The sequence below is a fragment of the Pseudogulbenkiania sp. MAI-1 genome (assembly GCF_000527175.1).
GTDB lineage: Bacteria > Pseudomonadota > Gammaproteobacteria > Burkholderiales > Chromobacteriaceae > Pseudogulbenkiania.
Map to the genome: position 1 here is coordinate 2,321,777 of NZ_AZUR01000001.1, position 17,500 is coordinate 2,339,276.

At 58.6% G+C, this 17,500-nt stretch carries 12 protein-coding genes and 1 pseudogene; 7 read left to right on the plus strand and 6 right to left on the minus strand.

Features of this window, described 5'->3' with window-relative positions; translation table 11 throughout:
• Positions 1-185: 185 nt before the first annotated feature.
• Together PSEMAI1_RS0110895 and PSEMAI1_RS22315 are read left to right on the plus strand one after the other, a co-directional pair.
• On the plus strand, positions 186-1,937 hold the full coding sequence (locus PSEMAI1_RS0110895) for a pre-toxin TG domain-containing protein (RefSeq protein ID WP_024302911.1): 1,752 nt from the start codon (positions 186-188) through the stop codon (positions 1,935-1,937).
• Between the two features lie 197 nt (positions 1,938-2,134).
• On the plus strand, positions 2,135-2,266 hold the full coding sequence (locus PSEMAI1_RS22315) for a hypothetical protein (protein WP_255327051.1): 132 nt from the start codon (positions 2,135-2,137) through the stop codon (positions 2,264-2,266).
• 748 nt (positions 2,267-3,014) lie between these two features.
• Here PSEMAI1_RS22315 and PSEMAI1_RS0110910 read toward each other — a convergent pair.
• From PSEMAI1_RS0110910 to PSEMAI1_RS0110920, 3 genes are read right to left on the minus strand one after another with little or no spacing between them, the layout of a single operon-like run.
• The gene (locus tag PSEMAI1_RS0110910) at positions 3,015-6,104 is read right to left on the minus strand and encodes an efflux RND transporter permease subunit (protein ID WP_024302912.1); all 3,090 of its coding nucleotides are present in this window, start codon (positions 6,102-6,104) and stop codon (positions 3,015-3,017) included.
• Positions 6,101-7,219: an efflux RND transporter periplasmic adaptor subunit gene (locus PSEMAI1_RS0110915; protein ID WP_024302913.1), complete on the minus strand. Its 1,119-nt coding sequence runs from the start codon at positions 7,217-7,219 to the stop codon at positions 6,101-6,103. Before PSEMAI1_RS0110915 ends, PSEMAI1_RS0110910 begins: the two co-directional genes overlap by 4 nt.
• Complete coding sequence (locus tag PSEMAI1_RS0110920; protein WP_024302914.1) at positions 7,216-8,655, minus strand: efflux transporter outer membrane subunit; 1,440 nt, start codon at positions 8,653-8,655, stop codon at positions 7,216-7,218. The genes PSEMAI1_RS0110915 and PSEMAI1_RS0110920 overlap by 4 nt, the downstream gene beginning before the upstream one ends.
• A gap of 153 nt (positions 8,656-8,808) precedes the next feature.
• Between PSEMAI1_RS0110920 and PSEMAI1_RS22005 the strand changes: the two genes are divergently transcribed.
• From PSEMAI1_RS22005 to PSEMAI1_RS0110945, 4 genes are all read left to right on the plus strand, one after another.
• On the plus strand, positions 8,809-9,432 hold the full coding sequence (locus PSEMAI1_RS22005; protein ID WP_024302915.1) for a TetR/AcrR family transcriptional regulator: 624 nt from the start codon (positions 8,809-8,811) through the stop codon (positions 9,430-9,432).
• A 93-nt stretch (positions 9,433-9,525) separates the two neighbouring features.
• A protein-coding gene (locus PSEMAI1_RS0110935) for an IS3 family transposase (protein WP_232219893.1) occupies positions 9,526-10,706 on the plus strand; the annotation gives its coding sequence in 2 pieces (ribosomal slippage) (positions 9,526-9,793 and positions 9,793-10,706; 1,182 coding nt in all).
• A gap of 491 nt (positions 10,707-11,197) precedes the next feature.
• Positions 11,198-11,422 (plus strand): hypothetical protein, encoded by a 225-nt coding sequence (locus PSEMAI1_RS20575; RefSeq protein WP_024302918.1) that lies wholly within the window; start codon positions 11,198-11,200, stop codon positions 11,420-11,422.
• Between the two features lie 139 nt (positions 11,423-11,561).
• Entirely contained in the window at positions 11,562-12,497 is a 936-nt protein-coding gene (locus tag PSEMAI1_RS0110945) for a LysR family transcriptional regulator (protein WP_024302919.1), read from the plus strand.
• Positions 12,498-12,688: 191 nt separating this feature from the next.
• On the opposite strand, the gene PSEMAI1_RS21770 is transcribed toward PSEMAI1_RS0110945, so the two are convergent.
• Complete coding sequence (locus tag PSEMAI1_RS21770) at positions 12,689-12,913, minus strand: hypothetical protein (protein ID WP_156943122.1); 225 nt, start codon at positions 12,911-12,913, stop codon at positions 12,689-12,691.
• A 100-nt stretch (positions 12,914-13,013) separates the two neighbouring features.
• Positions 13,014-14,102: pseudogene (locus PSEMAI1_RS20580) on the minus strand (IS5 family transposase).
• A gap of 292 nt (positions 14,103-14,394) precedes the next feature.
• Here PSEMAI1_RS20580 and PSEMAI1_RS21250 point away from each other — a divergent pair.
• Positions 14,395-15,189, plus strand: coding sequence for an ABC transporter substrate-binding protein (locus tag PSEMAI1_RS21250; RefSeq protein ID WP_084612665.1), 795 nt, complete (start codon positions 14,395-14,397; stop codon positions 15,187-15,189).
• 458 nt (positions 15,190-15,647) lie between these two features.
• Here PSEMAI1_RS21250 and PSEMAI1_RS0110955 read toward each other — a convergent pair whose 3' ends face one another.
• Positions 15,648-17,342, minus strand: a complete 1,695-nt coding sequence (locus PSEMAI1_RS0110955; protein ID WP_024302920.1) for an IS1634 family transposase — start codon at positions 17,340-17,342, stop codon at positions 15,648-15,650.
• Positions 17,343-17,500 lie beyond the last annotated feature (158 nt).

Genomic DNA, 17,500 nt, shown 5'->3' on the forward strand with positions numbered 1-17,500 from the left:
GTTCACCGGGAAGGTGGCGCGGGTTGAGGGTGGGCAATAGACAGGCGTCCCACCCAACGCCCCTTCTCCTCGTCCGGCTGGCCGCTGTCACGGGCAAGGCCGCGGCATGGGGGCCACCGCGCGGCCGGTCCCGGGCTGGCCATGCCGGAGCAAACCGCCCACCCCATCATTCATAAGGAGAACGGATGTCCATTGACCCACTGCGCCGGCTGCTGCTGTCGACGCCGGTCCTGGGCGTGGCCGGCTGCGCCACCCCCGGTCACGGCACGCTGGGGAAGCTGTTGGGCCCGAAACTGGAGTACGACTCCGGGCGCGCCATGACGCCCGAGGAAGCGCGGCAGGCCGAACAGGCCGCGGCGATCTTTGACCAGTTCCTCAAGAAAAAAACCCTCGCCGGCCACCTGGACCCGGCGGTGACTCCGACCTCGTTGCGACTCGCCATGGCGAACTGGAACCGGGCCTTCAGCGCGGCCCAGCGCCAGGAGACGCTGACGCTGGCGGAGTTCGCCGTGTTGTCGCAGGCCTTTGTCCCGCTGTTCCGGCAGCTCGATGCGGGGTATGCCCTCGTCGAGGCCGGCGGCAAACGGCTGATCAAGCCGACGCCGGGCGCGTTCGGCATCCGCCAGGGCGTGCTCACCCTTCCGGCCGGAGGCGCATGCCAGTTTACCGAGCAGGGATACTGTCTCGACCCAGGTATCCCGGCGCCGATCGCCGGGGAACGGTTCCGGCTGGTCCCCCTCGACCGTATCTTGCCGAGCGAACTGCACCCGCTCTACCGCGACATGCTGGTGGCCAGCAAGACCGATCGGGCACTCCGGGCCGACTTGCAGGCCCTGCTCTGGCTGTTGCGGACCGCCGGCGACAAGACCGTGCAAAGCGGGCTGACCGACCGCACGCGCCGGCTGTTGAACAAGGTGCGGCCAACCGGGGCGCTGGAGTTCGAGCTGGCACGCAACAAGGAGGCGCTGTTGGCCCCGCTGCGGGACATCGCCAGCCTGGTCGACGACCTGTCCGGCGCGGGTCAGGGCTTCGACCTGAACCAACTGCACGACGTCGCCTCGGCGCAGCAGGCGGTCGCCGACCTGATGCAGCGCATGATCAAGATGAAGGCGGACACGCCGATTCCGAACGACCTCAGTCACTTCTCCCTACCCGCCCCCGGCGTGGCCGTGATGTGCCTCGGTTCGGGCATCCTGAAACCGACCGTGTCGATCGTGAACACCAACGACCGCCCCACGGAGCTGGATCTGACGAAGCATGTGGCGGTGTCCGCGCGCCGGGTCCAGCGCGTGGCCCTGACGCTACCGGATAAGCTGAACGGCAGTCAGTTTCCCATCGACAAAGGGGGGAACACCGACGCCTTGGCGCGGCTGCTGTCGGACATCGCCCAGGGTCTGGTGAAGGACCTGGCCGGGTTTGCCGGGAACAAAGTATCCGGCCACGTCCCCGCGCTGTTGCAGCGTTACGGACGGGTGCCGACGATCTACTCCGCGATCCCCGCGTGGTTAGTAAGGTATGGCTTCTTGAATCTCCGCTCCGACTGGGGCGAAGCGTTCGTCGAAGCCACTCCCTTCGTGGGCAACCTCCTGGCGGCCTACGAGTTGTTCACCGGAACAAGCTGGAAAACCGGCGAGCCTCTCACGCCGGCGGCACGTATCCTGGCGGGGCTCGGCACAGTGCCCGGCCTCGGGCAGGTGGAGCGGATCGCCGGACATACCTCGAACGCACTGGTGCGCTGGGCGCTCGAGTCCGCCAGTGGGCGCTCGCTTTTGAAAGCGGCCGATCTGCGCGACTTTCTCCGGGACATCAATGGCGGCTTGACCGGAGCCACCATGGACACCATCGGCTTTACCCTGGTGTCGGACACGGAGAAGCGGGCGATGTCGGCGCTGGACGACGCGATCCGCACCGGACTGACCTCCCTCCGCGCGACCTGACACGGCCCAGGCCAAGCCGGCTCCCCACGGGGCCGGTTTCCCCTACATGAGGCCATTCACCGAGCGGGCCAAAGGGCACACCGCCCCGGCCCAGCAGGCCATGACGGGAGGCCCCCCTTGAGTCGGCCTTCTGGTTTGCTACCATCCTTCTGACGGCCAGCCCGTCATCCTGTTCATCACGCACAAGGAGCCCGAGCATGTTTACCCCACACGACATTCTGTTGAGCATGGCGCTGACCCTGGGCTTCGCCGTGTGCGTCCTGCTGACCGCTCTGGTCTGGAGGCATCGCAGGACCCGCCGTGAACACCACCCCACCCCACACGAATGAGCCTTCAAGAACAGAAACGCTTCCTCCTGAACCTTTAACTGAACGAGCAGCGGGCTGCCAATTCGTTCACCCGTCACGTAGCCCGGTCCCAATGCAGCGGGTTGAACGCTTACGCGTGGGGGGGGAGCCACTAACCAGCCTGCGGCAGCGGCTAGTCTTGCTGCAGATCCTGGAAGTAATCATTCGCGGGTGGCATCAAGAATGGCAGTTCCTCGGTGAGACCATGTAGTTGGGCATGAAGAACATTCGTGCCATTCTGGCTGGCGAGCGTGATCCAAGGGTGCTTGCACGCATGCGCGACGTGCACTGCAAAGCCAGCACCAAAACAATCCAGGCTGCCATGGGAATTACCAGTCAGAGCACTTGTTCTCGCTCATGTAGGCATTGGACCTTTATGATTTCTACCAAGGCCGTGTCGAGGAATGCGATGCAGAAATTGAACGGATGCTTACCCGATTGAACGTCGGAAAGCGGATTCCGGAAACGCCGCTGCCCTCGGCACCTCACAATACCCGGCAACCTAACGCGATAAGCTTTGACACCCGGCCTGCTCTATATCAACTGACTGGTGTCGATTTGCCGTAGATCCACGGCATTGGGCCCTATCTGGCGTTGCGGCTGATCTCGGATGAGGCACTGACCTGAGCCGTTGGCCAACAGCAAAGCATTTCACTTCGTGGTTGACCCTAGGTCGTCGGCCCCTCTGACACTGGCTGCTGTGATATTGGCCACAGCCAGTGTCAGAGCTTCAGGCTGGGCGTTTTTCGGGCTCACGTCCGAAAGATGCTCTTCTGAAACGGCGACTGAACCAAATCAGCACATCGTCAACATAAGTAAACACCACCGGAATGACCAGCAGGCTGAGCAAGGTCGAGGTCAGCAAACCACCGATCACGGCTATCGCCATGGGGCCTCGAAAGCTGGGGTCGTCGGCCCCCCATCCCAGAGCGATTGGCAGCATGCCGGCCGCCATGGCAATCGTAGTCATCAGGATGGGTTGGGCTCGTTTATGACAAGCGTCCATAATCGCATCCATACGGTTCATGCCATGCCCCCGTCTTGCTACCACTGCATACTCCACCAGTAAGATGGAGTTCTTGGTCACGATACCCATAAGCATCAGAAGGCCGATGATGGACGCCAGGGAAAAGCTGTTGCCTGTGACCAGCAGCGCCATGAAGGCCCCGCCCACGCTGAGAGGTAGAGCAGCCAAGATGGTGGCGGGTTGCAGGAAATCGTGAAAAAGCAGTACCAGCACGACATAGATGCACAGGATACCAGCCAGCATTGCCAAGCCAAAGCTACCGAACAGCTCGGCCATTCTTTCAGCGTCACCCGCCGCCATTTGGGTCACCCCACTGGGCAAAGTACGTAGGGCCGGCAGTTGGTTAGCCTCAGCCATCACTGCTCCGATGCTGCGCCCGCCAAGTTCGACTGTAATAGTGGATTGGCGCAGCCGATCCCGGCGTACGATCTGGCTGAGTCCGCTGCCCAGTCGGATATCGGCTATGTTACTCAGCGCCACTAGTCCGTTGGTGCCCTGAACACGGATTTGGCCAATTGCATCGATATCCTGCCGAACCGAATTGGTCAGGCGCACACGTACGTCAACCTGACGCTGGGGTAGATTCAGCTTCCCCAAGCTGGTCGAATAGTCGCCGTGGGTTGCAATCCGCACCGCATCCGCCAGGGCAGTGCTGGTGACGCCTAGATCGGCGGCGCGGGCATAGTCGGGTTTGATCTGGATTTCCGGCCGCTGCAGACTCGCACCGGATGTCACTGCTCCGATGCCGCCCAGCGTGCGCAGTCCCCGCTCCACTGCTTTGGTAGCGGTTTCCAGAGCCGCCGCGTTGTCACTTGCCAGCACGATCTGTAACGATTCGCCACTATTACCGCTGCCGAGTTTCACGCGGGTTCCGGGAAGGGGCGCAAGGGCTTGGCGGATGTCTTGCTCGATTATGGCCTGCTTGTAACTACGCTCGCTACGGGGTGTCAGATTCAGGATCAAGGTCGCCGTGCGGACGTCTTCACTTGTGTCGACACCACCAGATCCCCCAGCGCTGGAGGCTGTACCCACGGCCGCGAATATCTCTTTCACATCCCGGACCTTGCCCAGCCGCTGCATGGCCTGCTCCGTGATCCAGCGGGTATCATCCAGGCGGCTGCCCGGTGGCAACTCGAGCGTGACTTGAGTTTGGGCCTTATCCGCCGCCGGTACGAACCCGGTGGGCAGTAGGGGAATCAGCGCCAGAGAGCCGATAAAAAAACCAACTGCCACAACCGCCGTCGTCTTGCGATGCTGTTGACACCAACGTGCCCACCCGAGATAACGCTTCATCAGCCAGCCATCCGACTCCTCTGAATGATCGCCTTTGAGTAGGTAGGCAGCCATCATCGGGGTCAACAGACGGGCCACGAGTAGCGATGCCAGTACCGCCACTGCAGCGGTCAGTCCGAATTGGCGGAAGAAGCGGCCCGCAATTCCTCCCATGAAGGCTGTCGGCAGAAACACTGCAACCAGAGTCAGTGTCGTGGCAACCACTGCCAGGCCGATCTCGTTGGCCGCGTCGGTCGCTGCCTGCAGAGGAGACTTGCCCATGCGCAAGTGGCGAACGATGTTTTCCACTTCCACAATGGCATCGTCAACTAGGATACCGATGACCAGCGCCAGAGATAGCAGGGTCAGCATATTGAGGCTGAAACCCATCAAGTACATCGCAGCGAAGGTGGGAATGATCGACAACGGCAAGGCGGTAGCCGAAACCAGCGTGGCGCGCCAATCACGCAAGAACCAGAACACGACCAGCACCGCAAGCACGGCCCCTTCATACAAGAGGTGCATCGACCCATGGTAACTTTCCTGGATGGGGCGCACCGTGTTGTAGGCCTCCTTGAAACTCACCTGCGGGTGTTGCTGCTGTAGTTTGGCGATGCCCGCTTTCACCGCCCCGGCAACGGCTATTTCACCAGCGCCCTTGGTGCGGGTGATCTGGAAGGCAATCACCGGCTTGCCATCGAGCAAGGCGTAAGACGAACGTTCGGCATGGGTATCACTGACTCGTGCCACCTCGTCGAGGCGCACATGACGACCATCTCCAAGGGTAATCGGCAAGGAGGCCATCTCAGCGGCAGTCCTGACTGCGCCCAGAATACGCAAGGACTGGTTCTGGTTGGCCAAGCGGCCCTCGCCCCCGGAAAGATCCTTCTGAATGGCGCTCAGCTGGGCCGCGACGGTTGCCGGTCCGACACCCAGGCCGTTGAGCTTGGCAGGGTCCAGTTCCACCAGGATTTCACGATCGATGCCTCCTACCCGCTTGAAGTCGCCCACTCCTGGGATGGCCCGCATAGCCTTGGCCACCTCGTTATCAACAAACCAGGACAACTCGGCCTCCGACATGCGACCCGACTGGAGCGTGTAGGAGACAATGGCACCACCGCTGGTGGTGACCTTGGCGATGGTGGGGGACAGCATCGCTGCCGGTAAGAGCCCTTTGATACTGTCTACCGCATTGCGTACTTGATTGAGGGCCTCTTCGCTGTTCTTCTCCAGTGCGAATTCAACGCTGATTGATGCGGTCCCATCGGTTATCGTGGTGTTGATATGTTGTACGCCCGAGAGGGTGGCAATTTGATCCTCTAGCTTGCGAGCAACCTCGGTTTCAAGCTGGCTGGGCGAGGCACCCTCGAGGGAGGCGTTGACCATGATGGTCGGAAACTCGATGTCCGGCAGATTCTGAATGCCGAGCTTTTGAAAACCGATTACACCAAGCAGGGTCAACACCACGAACAGGAGAATGGCCGGTACCGGGTTGCGGATAGACCAAGCAGAGAGATTCATGCAGCTTCCTTGGCAGAACGGATGCGAACGCTGTCACCATCATTGAGGAATGCTCCTCCATTACGGACGATCAGGGTCGTTGATGCAAGCCCACGGGTGATCTCGATACGATCACCCCGTGTCCGTCCGATGACCACCTCACGTTGCGCGACAACGCTTCGCTTCGAATCGACCGTGAAGACGTAGCTGCGTCCGTCCCGCAAAACGATGGCACTGCTGGGAACCGTCCAGGCCGCCTGCTCCCCCAGGTCGATATGGCCTGTTACATAGGCACCGGCACGGATACGTTCCTCTACAGGCAAGTCGACGTAGGCAAAAGCGGTCCTGGTTTTACTATCCAAGGTTGGCGACAACTGCCGCACTTTACCCTCGACCGTCTCTCCACCAGGCAGGGTAACCATCGCCCTCTGCCCATGTGCCAGTCGGGGAAGTTGATTCGCATCGACTTCAGCACGCCATTCAACCCGTTCATCGCACACCAGGCGGAACAACTCGCTACCGCTACTGACCACCGTCCCCAAAGTAGCCATACGGGAGGAGATGACCCCATTATCCACCGCCAGGATGCGAGTCTGGGCGAGCCTGATTCGGACAGCGGCCAGGGAGGCTTCAGCAGACGCCAGGTTGGCCTTGGCGCTCTGCTCCGTAATCTCATACTGTTCTATCTGCTGCCCGGACAGGGCCCCGCTCTCCTGAACGGCATGCCCCCGGCGCACGTTGGCTTGAGCCTCGCGCAGACTTGCTCGGGCAGAATCGACAGCCGCCTGGGCCTTCAGTAAATCGGTTTTTACCGTGTCACTATTCAACTCAGCTAGCAATTGCCCCCGTTTTACCCGGCGGCCGACATCTGCATGCAGAGCCACGATGCGAAGCCCCCCAGTTTCAGCGCTGATGGTGGCCTCCTGCCAAGGTGCCAAGGCACCACTGACAGCCAAGCTCTGCGGCCAGGTCGCCTGATGGGGGCGCACGAGCTCAACGGCCAAGCTCGGGCGGCTGATCTTAGCCTTATCGGATGTGGACTTTGCTGGCTCAGGCATCCCCTTCGCCAGCACCACACCACCGATCACCAAGACTGCCGATAAGGCGATGAAAAGTACGCGGGTCTTACGCTTCATTGTCCTGCTCCAGTTGATTTCGTGTCCTGAGTGGCCTGCCAGCCGCCCCCCAGTGCCTTATACAAGGCAATTCCGTACAAAACCCGATCGCGCTGTACTGCGATGGCATTCTGCTCGGCCTGTAAGGCATTGCGTCTGGCCTCTTCCAGTGTGAGCAAACTGATCCCGCCGGTCTGCCAGTTCTGGCGTGCGGTTTCGAAATAGCGGCGGTAATCGCGAGCACTATTGGCCAGGTCCTGGCTACGCCGGTTGGCCGCGTCGAGCCGGACCAGGCTCTGTTCGGTTTCCTTCACCGCATTCCGGACTGCGGACTGATAGGTTGCCAGGGCCGAGACGTAGTCAGCCCGGGCTTTGTCGGCCTGGGCGCGAAGAGCCCCGCCGTTGAACAGCGGGATGCTCAGCGAGGGGCCAAAGGACCATAGATTGGTCTGAACCGCGGGAGCTCCCACAGTCTGGGTCCGGTTGACCGAAACCGAGCCCAGCAGAGAGAGACGCGGATAGCGGTTGGCTTCCGCCACACCGATATCTGCGTTGGCGGCAGCCAAATTACGTTCAGCCGAGACAAGATCCGGACGCTGGCTCAACAGTTGAACCGGCAAGGTCGTCACATTGAGCACTGTTGGGCTTGGGATCTTTTGAGCGGTATCTATCAGTGTTGCCCGAAGGGCCGGCTCCTCAAGGCCGGTCAGTGCAACCAGCGCCTTGATGCTCAAGTCACATTCCGCCTCTTGAACATTCAAGCTGGCTGCCGCCCCCGCAACACTGGCCTGGGCCAAGATCGACTCGGCTGGAGCCATCAACTGTGCGTTCACGGCAGAGGACGTTGTGCTTTCTGTCTTGCGCAGCGAGTCGAGATTTTGCTGCTGATTCTCGCTAAGGAGTCGACAGGCCCGGTAGTTGACATATTCACTGGCGACCTCGGCAGCCAGCGACACGCGTGCGCTATGCCAATCTGCCTCGACAGCCTCAACCCGGTCGCTGGCAGATTCCCTGCTACGTCTTACAGCGCCAAACAGATCGATTTCCCAACTGGCATCCAGTTCACCGGAGTTGACGGTAGCAATCCCCCTTGCACTCGAGTTGAAGGGACCGGAACGGGTATGTGCTGCCTCGATGGTCGAGGAAGGATAGGCGCTTGCGGAGGCCTCACGGTAGCTCGCTCTGGCCGATGCAATGGCTGCAGCAGCTTTTGCCAAGGTAGGGTTATCGTTTTCTGCTGACTTGAGCAGATCATCAAGGGTCGGATCATTAAAGGACTGCCACCAACTGAGAAGTGAGCGGGTACTGCCATCGTGGGGAACCGCCGCTTGCCAATTGGCCGGCATCTTCAAGGCCGGTCGTTCGTAGTCTGGGCCGACGCTGGCACAACCGGCCAAAGTAAGTAGGCAAGCTGTGCCCAGCGCGGCCTGGATGAAAGGAGATAGCTTCAAGATCATAGGACTTCCAGAATCGTGGCCGCTAGGAGGTAGGTCTGGAATCCTAACGACACATGAATAACTTAACTCATGAGTTAAATTATTCGTTTGACTAGGAAAGCTTGTCAAGTAATACTTAACTCATCGGTTAAGAAATAAAGTGGAGGATCGTAGTTGCGTTTACGGACTGAAGCACGACGCGAAACCATTCTGGAAGTCGCGGCAGGGGTATTCATGGAGTTGGGATACGGTAAGGCGTCAATGGCTGAGATAGCCGTGCGGGCGGGGTGCTCCAAGCCGACGCTGTACGGCTATTTCCCGTCGAAGGAAGAGCTGTTCATGAGTGTCGTGCATCAACGGCTGGGGAGTGAGGCTGAACCGATCTTTCTAGAGTTGCCCACCCTCGGCGACGAAGAGCCCGGTCCGGTGCTGACCCGACTCGGGGAGTGCTTTATCAATGCCATCACATTGCCTGAGGCACCTGCATTCAAACGCCTTATTATGACGACGATGACCGATCGCGCCGATGCCGAGCGATGTTGGGAACTGGGTAACAAGCAAGCAGTGCAAATCATCGAAGCTTACCTGCAAGCTGCCACGCAAGCCGGTCGATTGAAGGTCAAGAACCCCCGGGTAGCGGCTCAGCAAATGCTTTCGCTATTCGAGGCTGAGATCAACTGGGGAGGGCCGATTGGGTTTGCGCCGAATCTGACCCCTGAGATGATCCACCAAGCCAGTACGCACGCAGTTGAGGTGTTCTTGGCCGCCTACGGAGTAGCAAGACAGATTGAAGATTAATTTTAGGAGCAAGGCGCTTTGATCCAAAATGTAGTGGTTCAATCTCCCCGGACACCTCGATAGGTGGATAATCCATCCATCGAGGGAAGTTGAATGACACGAAAACGAAGAAGCTTCGACGCCAGCTTCAAGCTGCAGGTCGTCAAGATGATCAAGGAGCAGGGCTTGAGCGTCAGCCAAGTCTGCCGGGATATGGAACTGGGGGAAACCGCAGTGCGGCGCTGGCTCACGCAGTTCGATGCCGAACAGGCCGGCCAACCCGGGCTGGGCAAGCCGCTGACAGCAGAACAGCAGCGTATCCGTCAGCTCGAGGAAGAGAATCGCCGGCTACGCCAGGATGTCGAAATATTAAAAAAGGCATCGGCCTTCTTCGCCCGGGAACTGAAGTAAGCCAGCGGCTGGTTCGTCAGTTGCAACAGGAGGCCACCCCCGTACGCCGTGTTTGTCGACTTCTCGGTATCAGCCGTTCCGGTTACTACGACGCTTGCCAGCGTTCTGCTCGCGAGCCTGCGACCTGTGCCCTTACTGTGCAGGTCAAGGCCGCATTTGAGGCGAGCGGGGCCACCTATGGCAGTCGCCGGCTTGTGATCGAACTGGCCGGGAAAGGCATGATGATTGGCCGCTATCGTGTCCGTCGACTGATGCGTAAACATGGCCTGCGCGTGTGTTGGAAGCCCAAATTTGTTCACACCACTGACAGCAAACACAACCTGCCCGTAGCTGAGAATGTGCTGGATCGCCAGTTCGAACCGGGAGCACCAAACCAGGCCTGGGTGTCGGATATAACCTATATCCGCACCCGGACGGGCTGGCTGTACCTGGCGGCGGTACTTGACCTGTACTCGCGCAAGATCGTCGGCTGGGCAATGGCGCCGACGATGCCGGCGGCACTGGTCTGCACGGCCTTGCAGATGGCGATTGCACAGCGTCAGCCAGTTGCCGGACTGATTGTGCACTCCGACCGTGGCAGCCAGTACGCAAGCGCTGAATACCAGGCGCTGCTGCAACGCCACGGTCTGGTCTGCAGCATGAGCCGCAAAGGCAATTGCTGGGACAACGCGGTAATGGAACGCTTCTTCCTCAATCTGAAGATGGAGCGCGTTTGGCGGCGCAATTACGCCAATCAGGAAGAGGCAATGCGTGACGTGGCTGACTACATCGTAGGGTTCTACAACACCCGCCGGCGGCATTCAAAATTAGGCTACCAGTCGCCTAACGCCTTCGAGCGGCAAACGACTGGTCAGGTACCTATTGCGGTGTCCGGAAATACTTGACCACTACAAAATGCCATTTTGGAGAAAACCCCAGCAAACGCATCCTTTCGTCGTCATCTCAGCCAGTTCACAGGCTCTTCTGTAAGTCGAGCCAACGAGCTGCGCAGCAGATTGATCACCATTTTGCTCAGCAGCGCAACAGCTCCCTTCTGGTTCGCAGAGGATAGGTTGTGGGATGTTCTATTTCAGAGTCTGTAAATCTGGCTCAAGTTGAATAGACACTTTGGCCAAAGCGGACTCCCCCTCACGCACCAACATCTGCCAACCCGCTGTACCCCTATCGACGACAACCGATTCAGGAATATTTACCGGTTGAGCTTGCTGCAATCAGCTTGTCACTTTGTTGCCGGTGCCGGCAAGTGGCAGTTGCCAATTGCTGCACCACACGCATCAATGAAATGCAAAATAGCTGCATTGTCTAACATAAACTGGGCTCTCATAATCCTAACCATCCTAGTCAGGGACGCCCCTCACACCACAAGGAGACAACGATGGTTTCTGTAGTCCGGTTTAGTCGTTTTGGTGGACCTGAAGTCTTGCAGATCGAGGATGTCCCCCTGTCCCCACCTGGACTGGGGGAAGCCTGGGTAGAGCAAGAAACCATTGGCGTGAACTATCTGGATGTGATGCAGCGTAATGGCGCGGTGCGCGTGCTCCTGCTGTCGGAGTTGGGGCGGGAGGTGCCGGACGTGTCACCGCCGTTGGCTCCGGGGTAAGCCATGTTCAGGTGGGAGACCGCATGGCTTATGCCACCGCTCGTCTCTACCCCGCCAAGCGGCTGGTCAAGATACCGGTAGCGACGGCTCTCGCCGATTTGGAATCCGGACGGTCGTCCGGGGTAATCATCTTGGAACCATGATGCACGACTTATTAGACATCCAGCACAGCGACGAGATTGCCGCCTTGCTCGCCGTGGCATCCGAGGGATCGTTCGTGGCCGCCGGTCGTCTGTTGCAGCGTCACCCAACGGTCGTGTCCAAACGGGTGGCGGCGCTGGAAAAGCGCCTCGGCGTCCGGTTGATCGAGCGATCCACCCGGCAAGTCCGTATGACGGATGCCGGCGCACAGCTGGAGCAACGGCTGCGCGCCGCCATCGGATTGATCACAGAGGCGGAGCAGGAAGCATCTGCGGGGGCGGCAGAGGTTCACGGCATGCTGCATTTAGCCCTACCCGCCGCCATGGGGCGGCTATGGCTCGCTCCGATGCTGCCGGAGTTCCTCAAAGCCCATCCCCATGTGTCGATTGTTGCTGACTACAGCGAGCGCTTCGTCGATATCATCGCAGAAGGATTCGACATGGCCATCCGGATTGGCGAGTTGAACGACAATCGATTGATCGCCAAGAAGCTCGGCGATCACCGCCGCATCCTGTGCGCCTCTCCCGCGTATATCGAAGAACACGGGCTGCCAACAACGCCCCAGGATCTCGCCAATCACAACTGCCTGCGCTTCAGCGGGTTTGTTTCCTTCTCGGAATGGCGTCTGTCCAACGGTGATCGACAGCAAACGGTCGTAGCTAAAGGGCCGATCACAAGTAATGACAGCGAAGCACTTCTCGCCGCCGCTCGAGCCGGTATTGGCATACTGGGTGCAGGCGAATGGTTGATGAATCGCGATATCGCGGCGGGCCGACTGGTACGTGTACTGCCGGATTGGCATCTTGATGTCCAAGGCGGGATTTATCTGGTACGCCCCTCGGCCAAGTTTCCGGCAGCAACCACCCTCGCCTTCAAGGAATGGATCGAGGAGAAATTCAGCAACGGCCCTCCATGGCAGATCGAGACGCCTTGATATGCCTGTCGTTCATTCCTTGCCGGGAGGAGGTTATTTGTACAAGGGTATTGCTTTATCAGTTGTGTCGTAGTGCCTGTTTGCCGGCCTATATTACTACGCTACGTTATCGGGCCAGCCCGGCCCTGTCGTCAATTAAGCCAAATGATGGGGACAGTTTGGTAGCTGGCTCCAAGGAATTTGCTGACATCTTATCGTAGCTTGCGGCAATAACCTAGTACTGCTTGAGCCTGGCAATGAAGTTCTTGATAAGCCTTGTCGGTGATGACTAGATCGGCAAGAGCCTCACGAGGCAGAGCATCGGCATTTTCCAGATCAGATACTTGCCCCGGCGTGAGGTAAAAGCCTGTGGGATTGCTTAGCTGGCCGTTGAAATAGTCGCCTATTTCTTCCCCAACCCACTTCGTTTTGAACAAAGTGGGTCGAATCAAACGGCCAGAAGCCAGATTTGGCGGCTATTTGCCGGGACTGCTGTGTTTCACGCCGGATTTCCGGCGGTTCTGGGTGCAATTCGCCCTATGCATGCGATCCACCCCAAGCACCGGACAGACTGCCCATACGGATCAGGTTGTAGGTGGCAAACGCCAACAGCGTTTGCCCAACCAGCTTGGCGCGTCCAATCAGCTTGGTCTTGCGCAAGCCAGCCACGGTTTTCAGCCAGCCAAAGCCTTCCTCGATCCGTTTGCGAACGCGCTGGCTGACCTGGTAGCCCGGATGGCGCGTGGTCCGACCATCGATGGCGCTGCCGCTTTTCTTGCTCGCCACATGCGGCGTGATGCCCAGTTTGCGGCAGCCGCGCACGAAGTCGCGCGTGTCATAGCCCTTGTCAGCACCGACAGTGCTGCCGCGCTTGGCGTTGCGCGCAAGCATTCGGAGGGCTTCCTGGCGTTCGGCGGTGCCGTTGGCTTCGAAGACAGCGACGTCCACGATCAGGCCGTTGCGGTTCTCCATCAGGATGTGCGCCATGTGGCACAGCCGACTGGCATCGCCAGAACTCTTGCGTATCAATTTGGCTTCGGGGTCGGTGCGCGACTGGTGGGTTTTGTTGCTGCGCTTGTCGCCGTGGAAGTCGACGTTGGGATTGCGGCTGCCATCGCTCGGTGGCGAGCTGACATTGTCCTTGCGCACAAAGCTTTTGTGTGACGCCCAGGCATCGATCAGTGTGCCATCGACGCTGAAGTGCTCATCACTGGTGAGCTTTCCCCACTCGGCCAAGGTACGGACGCGCAGGAAGAAACTCCTGGCCACCTCCTCGGTGAACAGGCGGTCGCTGTTCTGCGAAAAGGTGGAATGGTCCCAAATGCGGGAATCGACGGAGAGACCGACGAACCAACGGAACAGCAGGTTGTAGTCCAGTTGCCCGACCAGCAGACGCTCTGAACGGATCGAATAGAGCACCTGCAGCAGAGAGGCCCGCAGCAGCTGTTCGGGCGGAATCGAGGGCGCCCGATGGCCGAGTAGCTGCAATCGAACAGTTCATCCATGCAGGTGAGCATCAGGTCGACCATCTGGCGGATCTTGCTCAGCGGGTGCGCCTGGGGGGATGCGATCCTCCAGTCGCACGTAGCCGAACAAGTCGGTTTGTTCGTCTTGTATGCCTCTCATCGGGTGCTCAGGCTGACTGGGTCGGGAAATTATACCAAATGGGTGTCGATTTTTTTCAACAGCCTGCTAGCCCATTTCTTCTTAATCTTGATGAATGACATGCCTGGTCAATAATGACCGGGCTTTTTCATGAGGCATATTAAGAGCAAGCATCTTTCATCGTGCAGCAGTTCCGACGTTGAGCTAAAAATATAAATAAGTCAGAAGCATGGAGCTTGCACAACGAACAAGGCCTACCAATCATAGCCCCATTTTTCACTAGTCTTAATCGGGTAAGGTGCATACGACATTGATGAAAGATATCGACCCTGGGAGAGATGTAATGTGGACACCCTATTCATTAGGATTGCTGAATAAATATTGTCTTGATGCATTGATAACAATAATTCTATGCCTTTCCTCATTTTTCACCCACGCAGAAACAATAACCATGCTATCCATAGATTACCCACCCTATACGGGACGTTCATTACCTCAGGAGGGTATTATCACCGCCATTACTCGAGCAGCATTCCAGCGAATGGGATACACTGTTAAAATCGAATATAAGCCATGGGCGCGAGCCATTCAGGAAGTTAAAAAGGGAAGTTATGCAGGAATCTTGGATGTTTGGCACTCAGAGGATCGAACAGCATTTTTAGCATACAGCAAACCATTACTACTAAACGTGGTTGGATTTTATGCAAGAGCAAATCAACAAGTTGATGTTCACGATTTATCCAAGCTTGGCAGTCTTACCATCGGCAAGGTGCGTGGCAATCTTGACCCCCCAAATTTCGCCGCCGCACACTTAAACACTGACGAGGCTGTTGACGACACCAACAATCTTCTTAAACTCGCTGCAGGACGAGTTGATTTAGTTCTGATGGATAAACGAGTTGCAGACTATATTCTTCAAAACCAGCTTAAAAACTTACGTGACAAACTGGTTTGGCTCGACCCGCCGGTATATCGGTTCTGGCTTTATATAGCTTTCTCCAAAAACTCACCAAACTGGGAAAGGCATCTAGCCGACTTCAATTCCGGCTTGGCTTTGATTCAAGCAGATGGAGCGCTGGAGCGCCTGAAAAACGCATTAGATAGGTAAAGCATGCCGAAGAGAAAATTCATACCAGCTAGGTAAATGTTTAATTTAGGCTCTGCTCGTCTTGAGCTTCGATCTTAACCAATCGCATGAAGAAAAATTACCGCTGTGCTGGCGTTGCGGCCACACTTCTCTAGTAGTCGCCGCCAGCCAATGCTGCTCAATTCGGCATCATTCTCTTGACTGGGCTACAAGAGTAGCCGGTAACGCCCGCAAAACGACGTCGCATGATGAGCGAGCGACAATCTCACTGATGCTTTCCCCCTAAACGCTGCTTAGCACGATGCTCGCATCGAGCATGGCATCTTCGTTGTCCACACCCTGCCATCCAGAATACTACGCTTCCGCCAAGTGATCACGGGTGCTTTGGGTGGCCCTGATAACACGAACGTGGTCACCCGACTTCGACAGTTAAACGCATAAGTCATTGATTCTTCTATGGTGGAGTTTGAAACGCTCCACTACAGAAGGGGTAACTGCTTGCTGGCGGTCGGTTTTTTGACCCGCAAGGCAGACAGGATGCCGGTTTGTTCCTGACTGATCGATGAGATCCCCGAGATTGGCTGGCTGTTGTTCAGGGTGACGCGGTGATGCTGAATCCGCCGCAGCAGCGACAGCGCCCGCTCGGGAGATAGTCCGCTTTGGCTGGCAGCAAGACGCTGACGCATCACCCGGTACAAGATCAGCGCCATGAAGCAGATCGCCGCGTGGGCGCGGATACGATCCGGCAACCGGTGGTACACCGGCCCGATCTCGATTTCCGACTTGAGCACGCGAAAGCCGCGTTCGATATCGGCCAGCGATTTGTAGCGCTCGATCACCTGCCCGGGCGTCAGATCGGCGGCGTTGGTGACCAGCAGCAGCTTGCCGTCCATCAGCCGCGCATGGGCGAGCGCCTGCTCATCGATGCTGTAGCTGAACAGCTCGCTCTTGAGGTCGACCCGGACGATGCGCGCCAGATGGGCTTCACACACCTCATGGTAGAAGCGCGCCCGCGCGCCGCCGTCCGACAGCTTGCGGCCGCGACGGCGCTGGCCGGTATCCTGCGCGTCGAGCTTACCGGTCCACTCGGCGGCCTTCCGTTCCAGCTCGGCAATGGTGCGGTCGCGCTGTACGCCCTGGTCGGCGGCCGTGTCCGGATTGTGTGCAACGATCAGGCGCAAGCCTTCCCATTCGAGCTCGCCGGTGACTTCCTTCGTTGCGCTCAGGCAATGCGCCTGCTGAAACGGCGCCAGCAGTTCAACAAACTCGCTATAGCGCCGCCCGGGCACCGCCAGGATGAACTCGAGCGGCTGACCGCTCGGCAATGTGATCGCCTGCAGCTCGGCCAGGTTGTCGGTGGACAGCAGCCCGCGGTCGGCGACGGCGATGACGCGCCGGATCGGGAAGCGCTGGATCACCTTCTCGATGGTCGGCTTGAGCGTGGTGACTTCGGCGGTATTGCCGTCGAACACCTCGTGATAGAGCGGGATGCCGTCGGCGGTCTGCACCACGCCGAGCATGAACTGGCGAGCGATCACCCCTTCCTTGGCCATGCCAAACTGACGCACGTCGCCGTCCTGCTGCGACAGGCCTTCGGCACGGATGGTGGTCATGTCGTAGAACACCACCGCCAGTTCCTGATCCAGCAACGGGCGTAGCAGCGCGGAGACCACTTGGTCGACGGCATCCCGGTGCTCGATCAACGCATCCATCGCGCGCAGCAGGTGCTGGTGCTCAATCTGTTCGACGGCAAGGCTAGGCAGGCTGACGGTTTCCAGCCAGCGCAGCACGCCGAGCTTGGAGTCGGGATCGCATAGCCGGTTGAGCACCATCACCCGCAGCAGTGCTTCGACGTCAATGCCGTGGCGTGTGCGGCGGAAGGTCTGGCGCAGTTGGTCAAAGCCCAGCTCGTTCCAGAGCTCGGTCAGCGCCCAGACATCGCCGAGGGCGCGTGCCGACTCGAAGGCCATGGCAGGCGGCGCCGCGGGTTCCGGTAAGGAGCGGCCGGTGACGCGCAGCAAGCCCGAAATGACCGACTCGAGTTCAGAACTGAGCTGATCCAGTCGTCCAAGCGTTGCGACGGTGCGCTGCTTGGGGCGGCCGTGATCGTCGCGGTAAGCCTCGACCAACTGGACGTAACGGCGCGTGCCGGATGTGGTGACTTTGACGAACATGCCGTTACTTTATATTGGCTAAGTGTGCTGTCAACAAAAACATCACGCGACAAAAACGTGCCATTACACGAGTTTTGGCGAGAAGCACGCTGGAACCCGCATGGTTATTAGAGGTGAGGGGTCAAAATAGACCGATTTTGGGTGCGAACTGTCGAACT

Excerpts from the sequence above, each read along its gene's own strand:
- PSEMAI1_RS0110915 (WP_024302913.1), bottom strand. The coding sequence starts at position 7,219 with ATGAAGCGTAAGACCCGCGTACTTTTCATCGCCTTATCGGCAGTCTTG.
- PSEMAI1_RS0110920 (WP_024302914.1), bottom strand. The coding sequence starts at position 8,655 with ATGATCTTGAAGCTATCTCCTTTCATCCAGGCCGCGCTGGGCACAGCT.
- PSEMAI1_RS0110895 (WP_024302911.1), top strand. The coding sequence starts at position 186 with ATGTCCATTGACCCACTGCGCCGGCTGCTGCTGTCGACGCCGGTCCTG.
- PSEMAI1_RS20575 (WP_024302918.1), top strand. The coding sequence starts at position 11,198 with ATGGTTTCTGTAGTCCGGTTTAGTCGTTTTGGTGGACCTGAAGTCTTG.
- PSEMAI1_RS0110955 (WP_024302920.1), bottom strand. The coding sequence starts at position 17,342 with ATGTTCGTCAAAGTCACCACATCCGGCACGCGCCGTTACGTCCAGTTG.
- PSEMAI1_RS21250 (WP_084612665.1), top strand. The coding sequence starts at position 14,395 with ATGAAAGATATCGACCCTGGGAGAGATGTAATGTGGACACCCTATTCA.
- PSEMAI1_RS22315 (WP_255327051.1), top strand. The coding sequence starts at position 2,135 with ATGTTTACCCCACACGACATTCTGTTGAGCATGGCGCTGACCCTGGGC.
- PSEMAI1_RS0110910 (WP_024302912.1), bottom strand. The coding sequence starts at position 6,104 with ATGAATCTCTCTGCTTGGTCTATCCGCAACCCGGTACCGGCCATTCTC.
- PSEMAI1_RS0110945 (WP_024302919.1), top strand. The coding sequence starts at position 11,562 with ATGATGCACGACTTATTAGACATCCAGCACAGCGACGAGATTGCCGCC.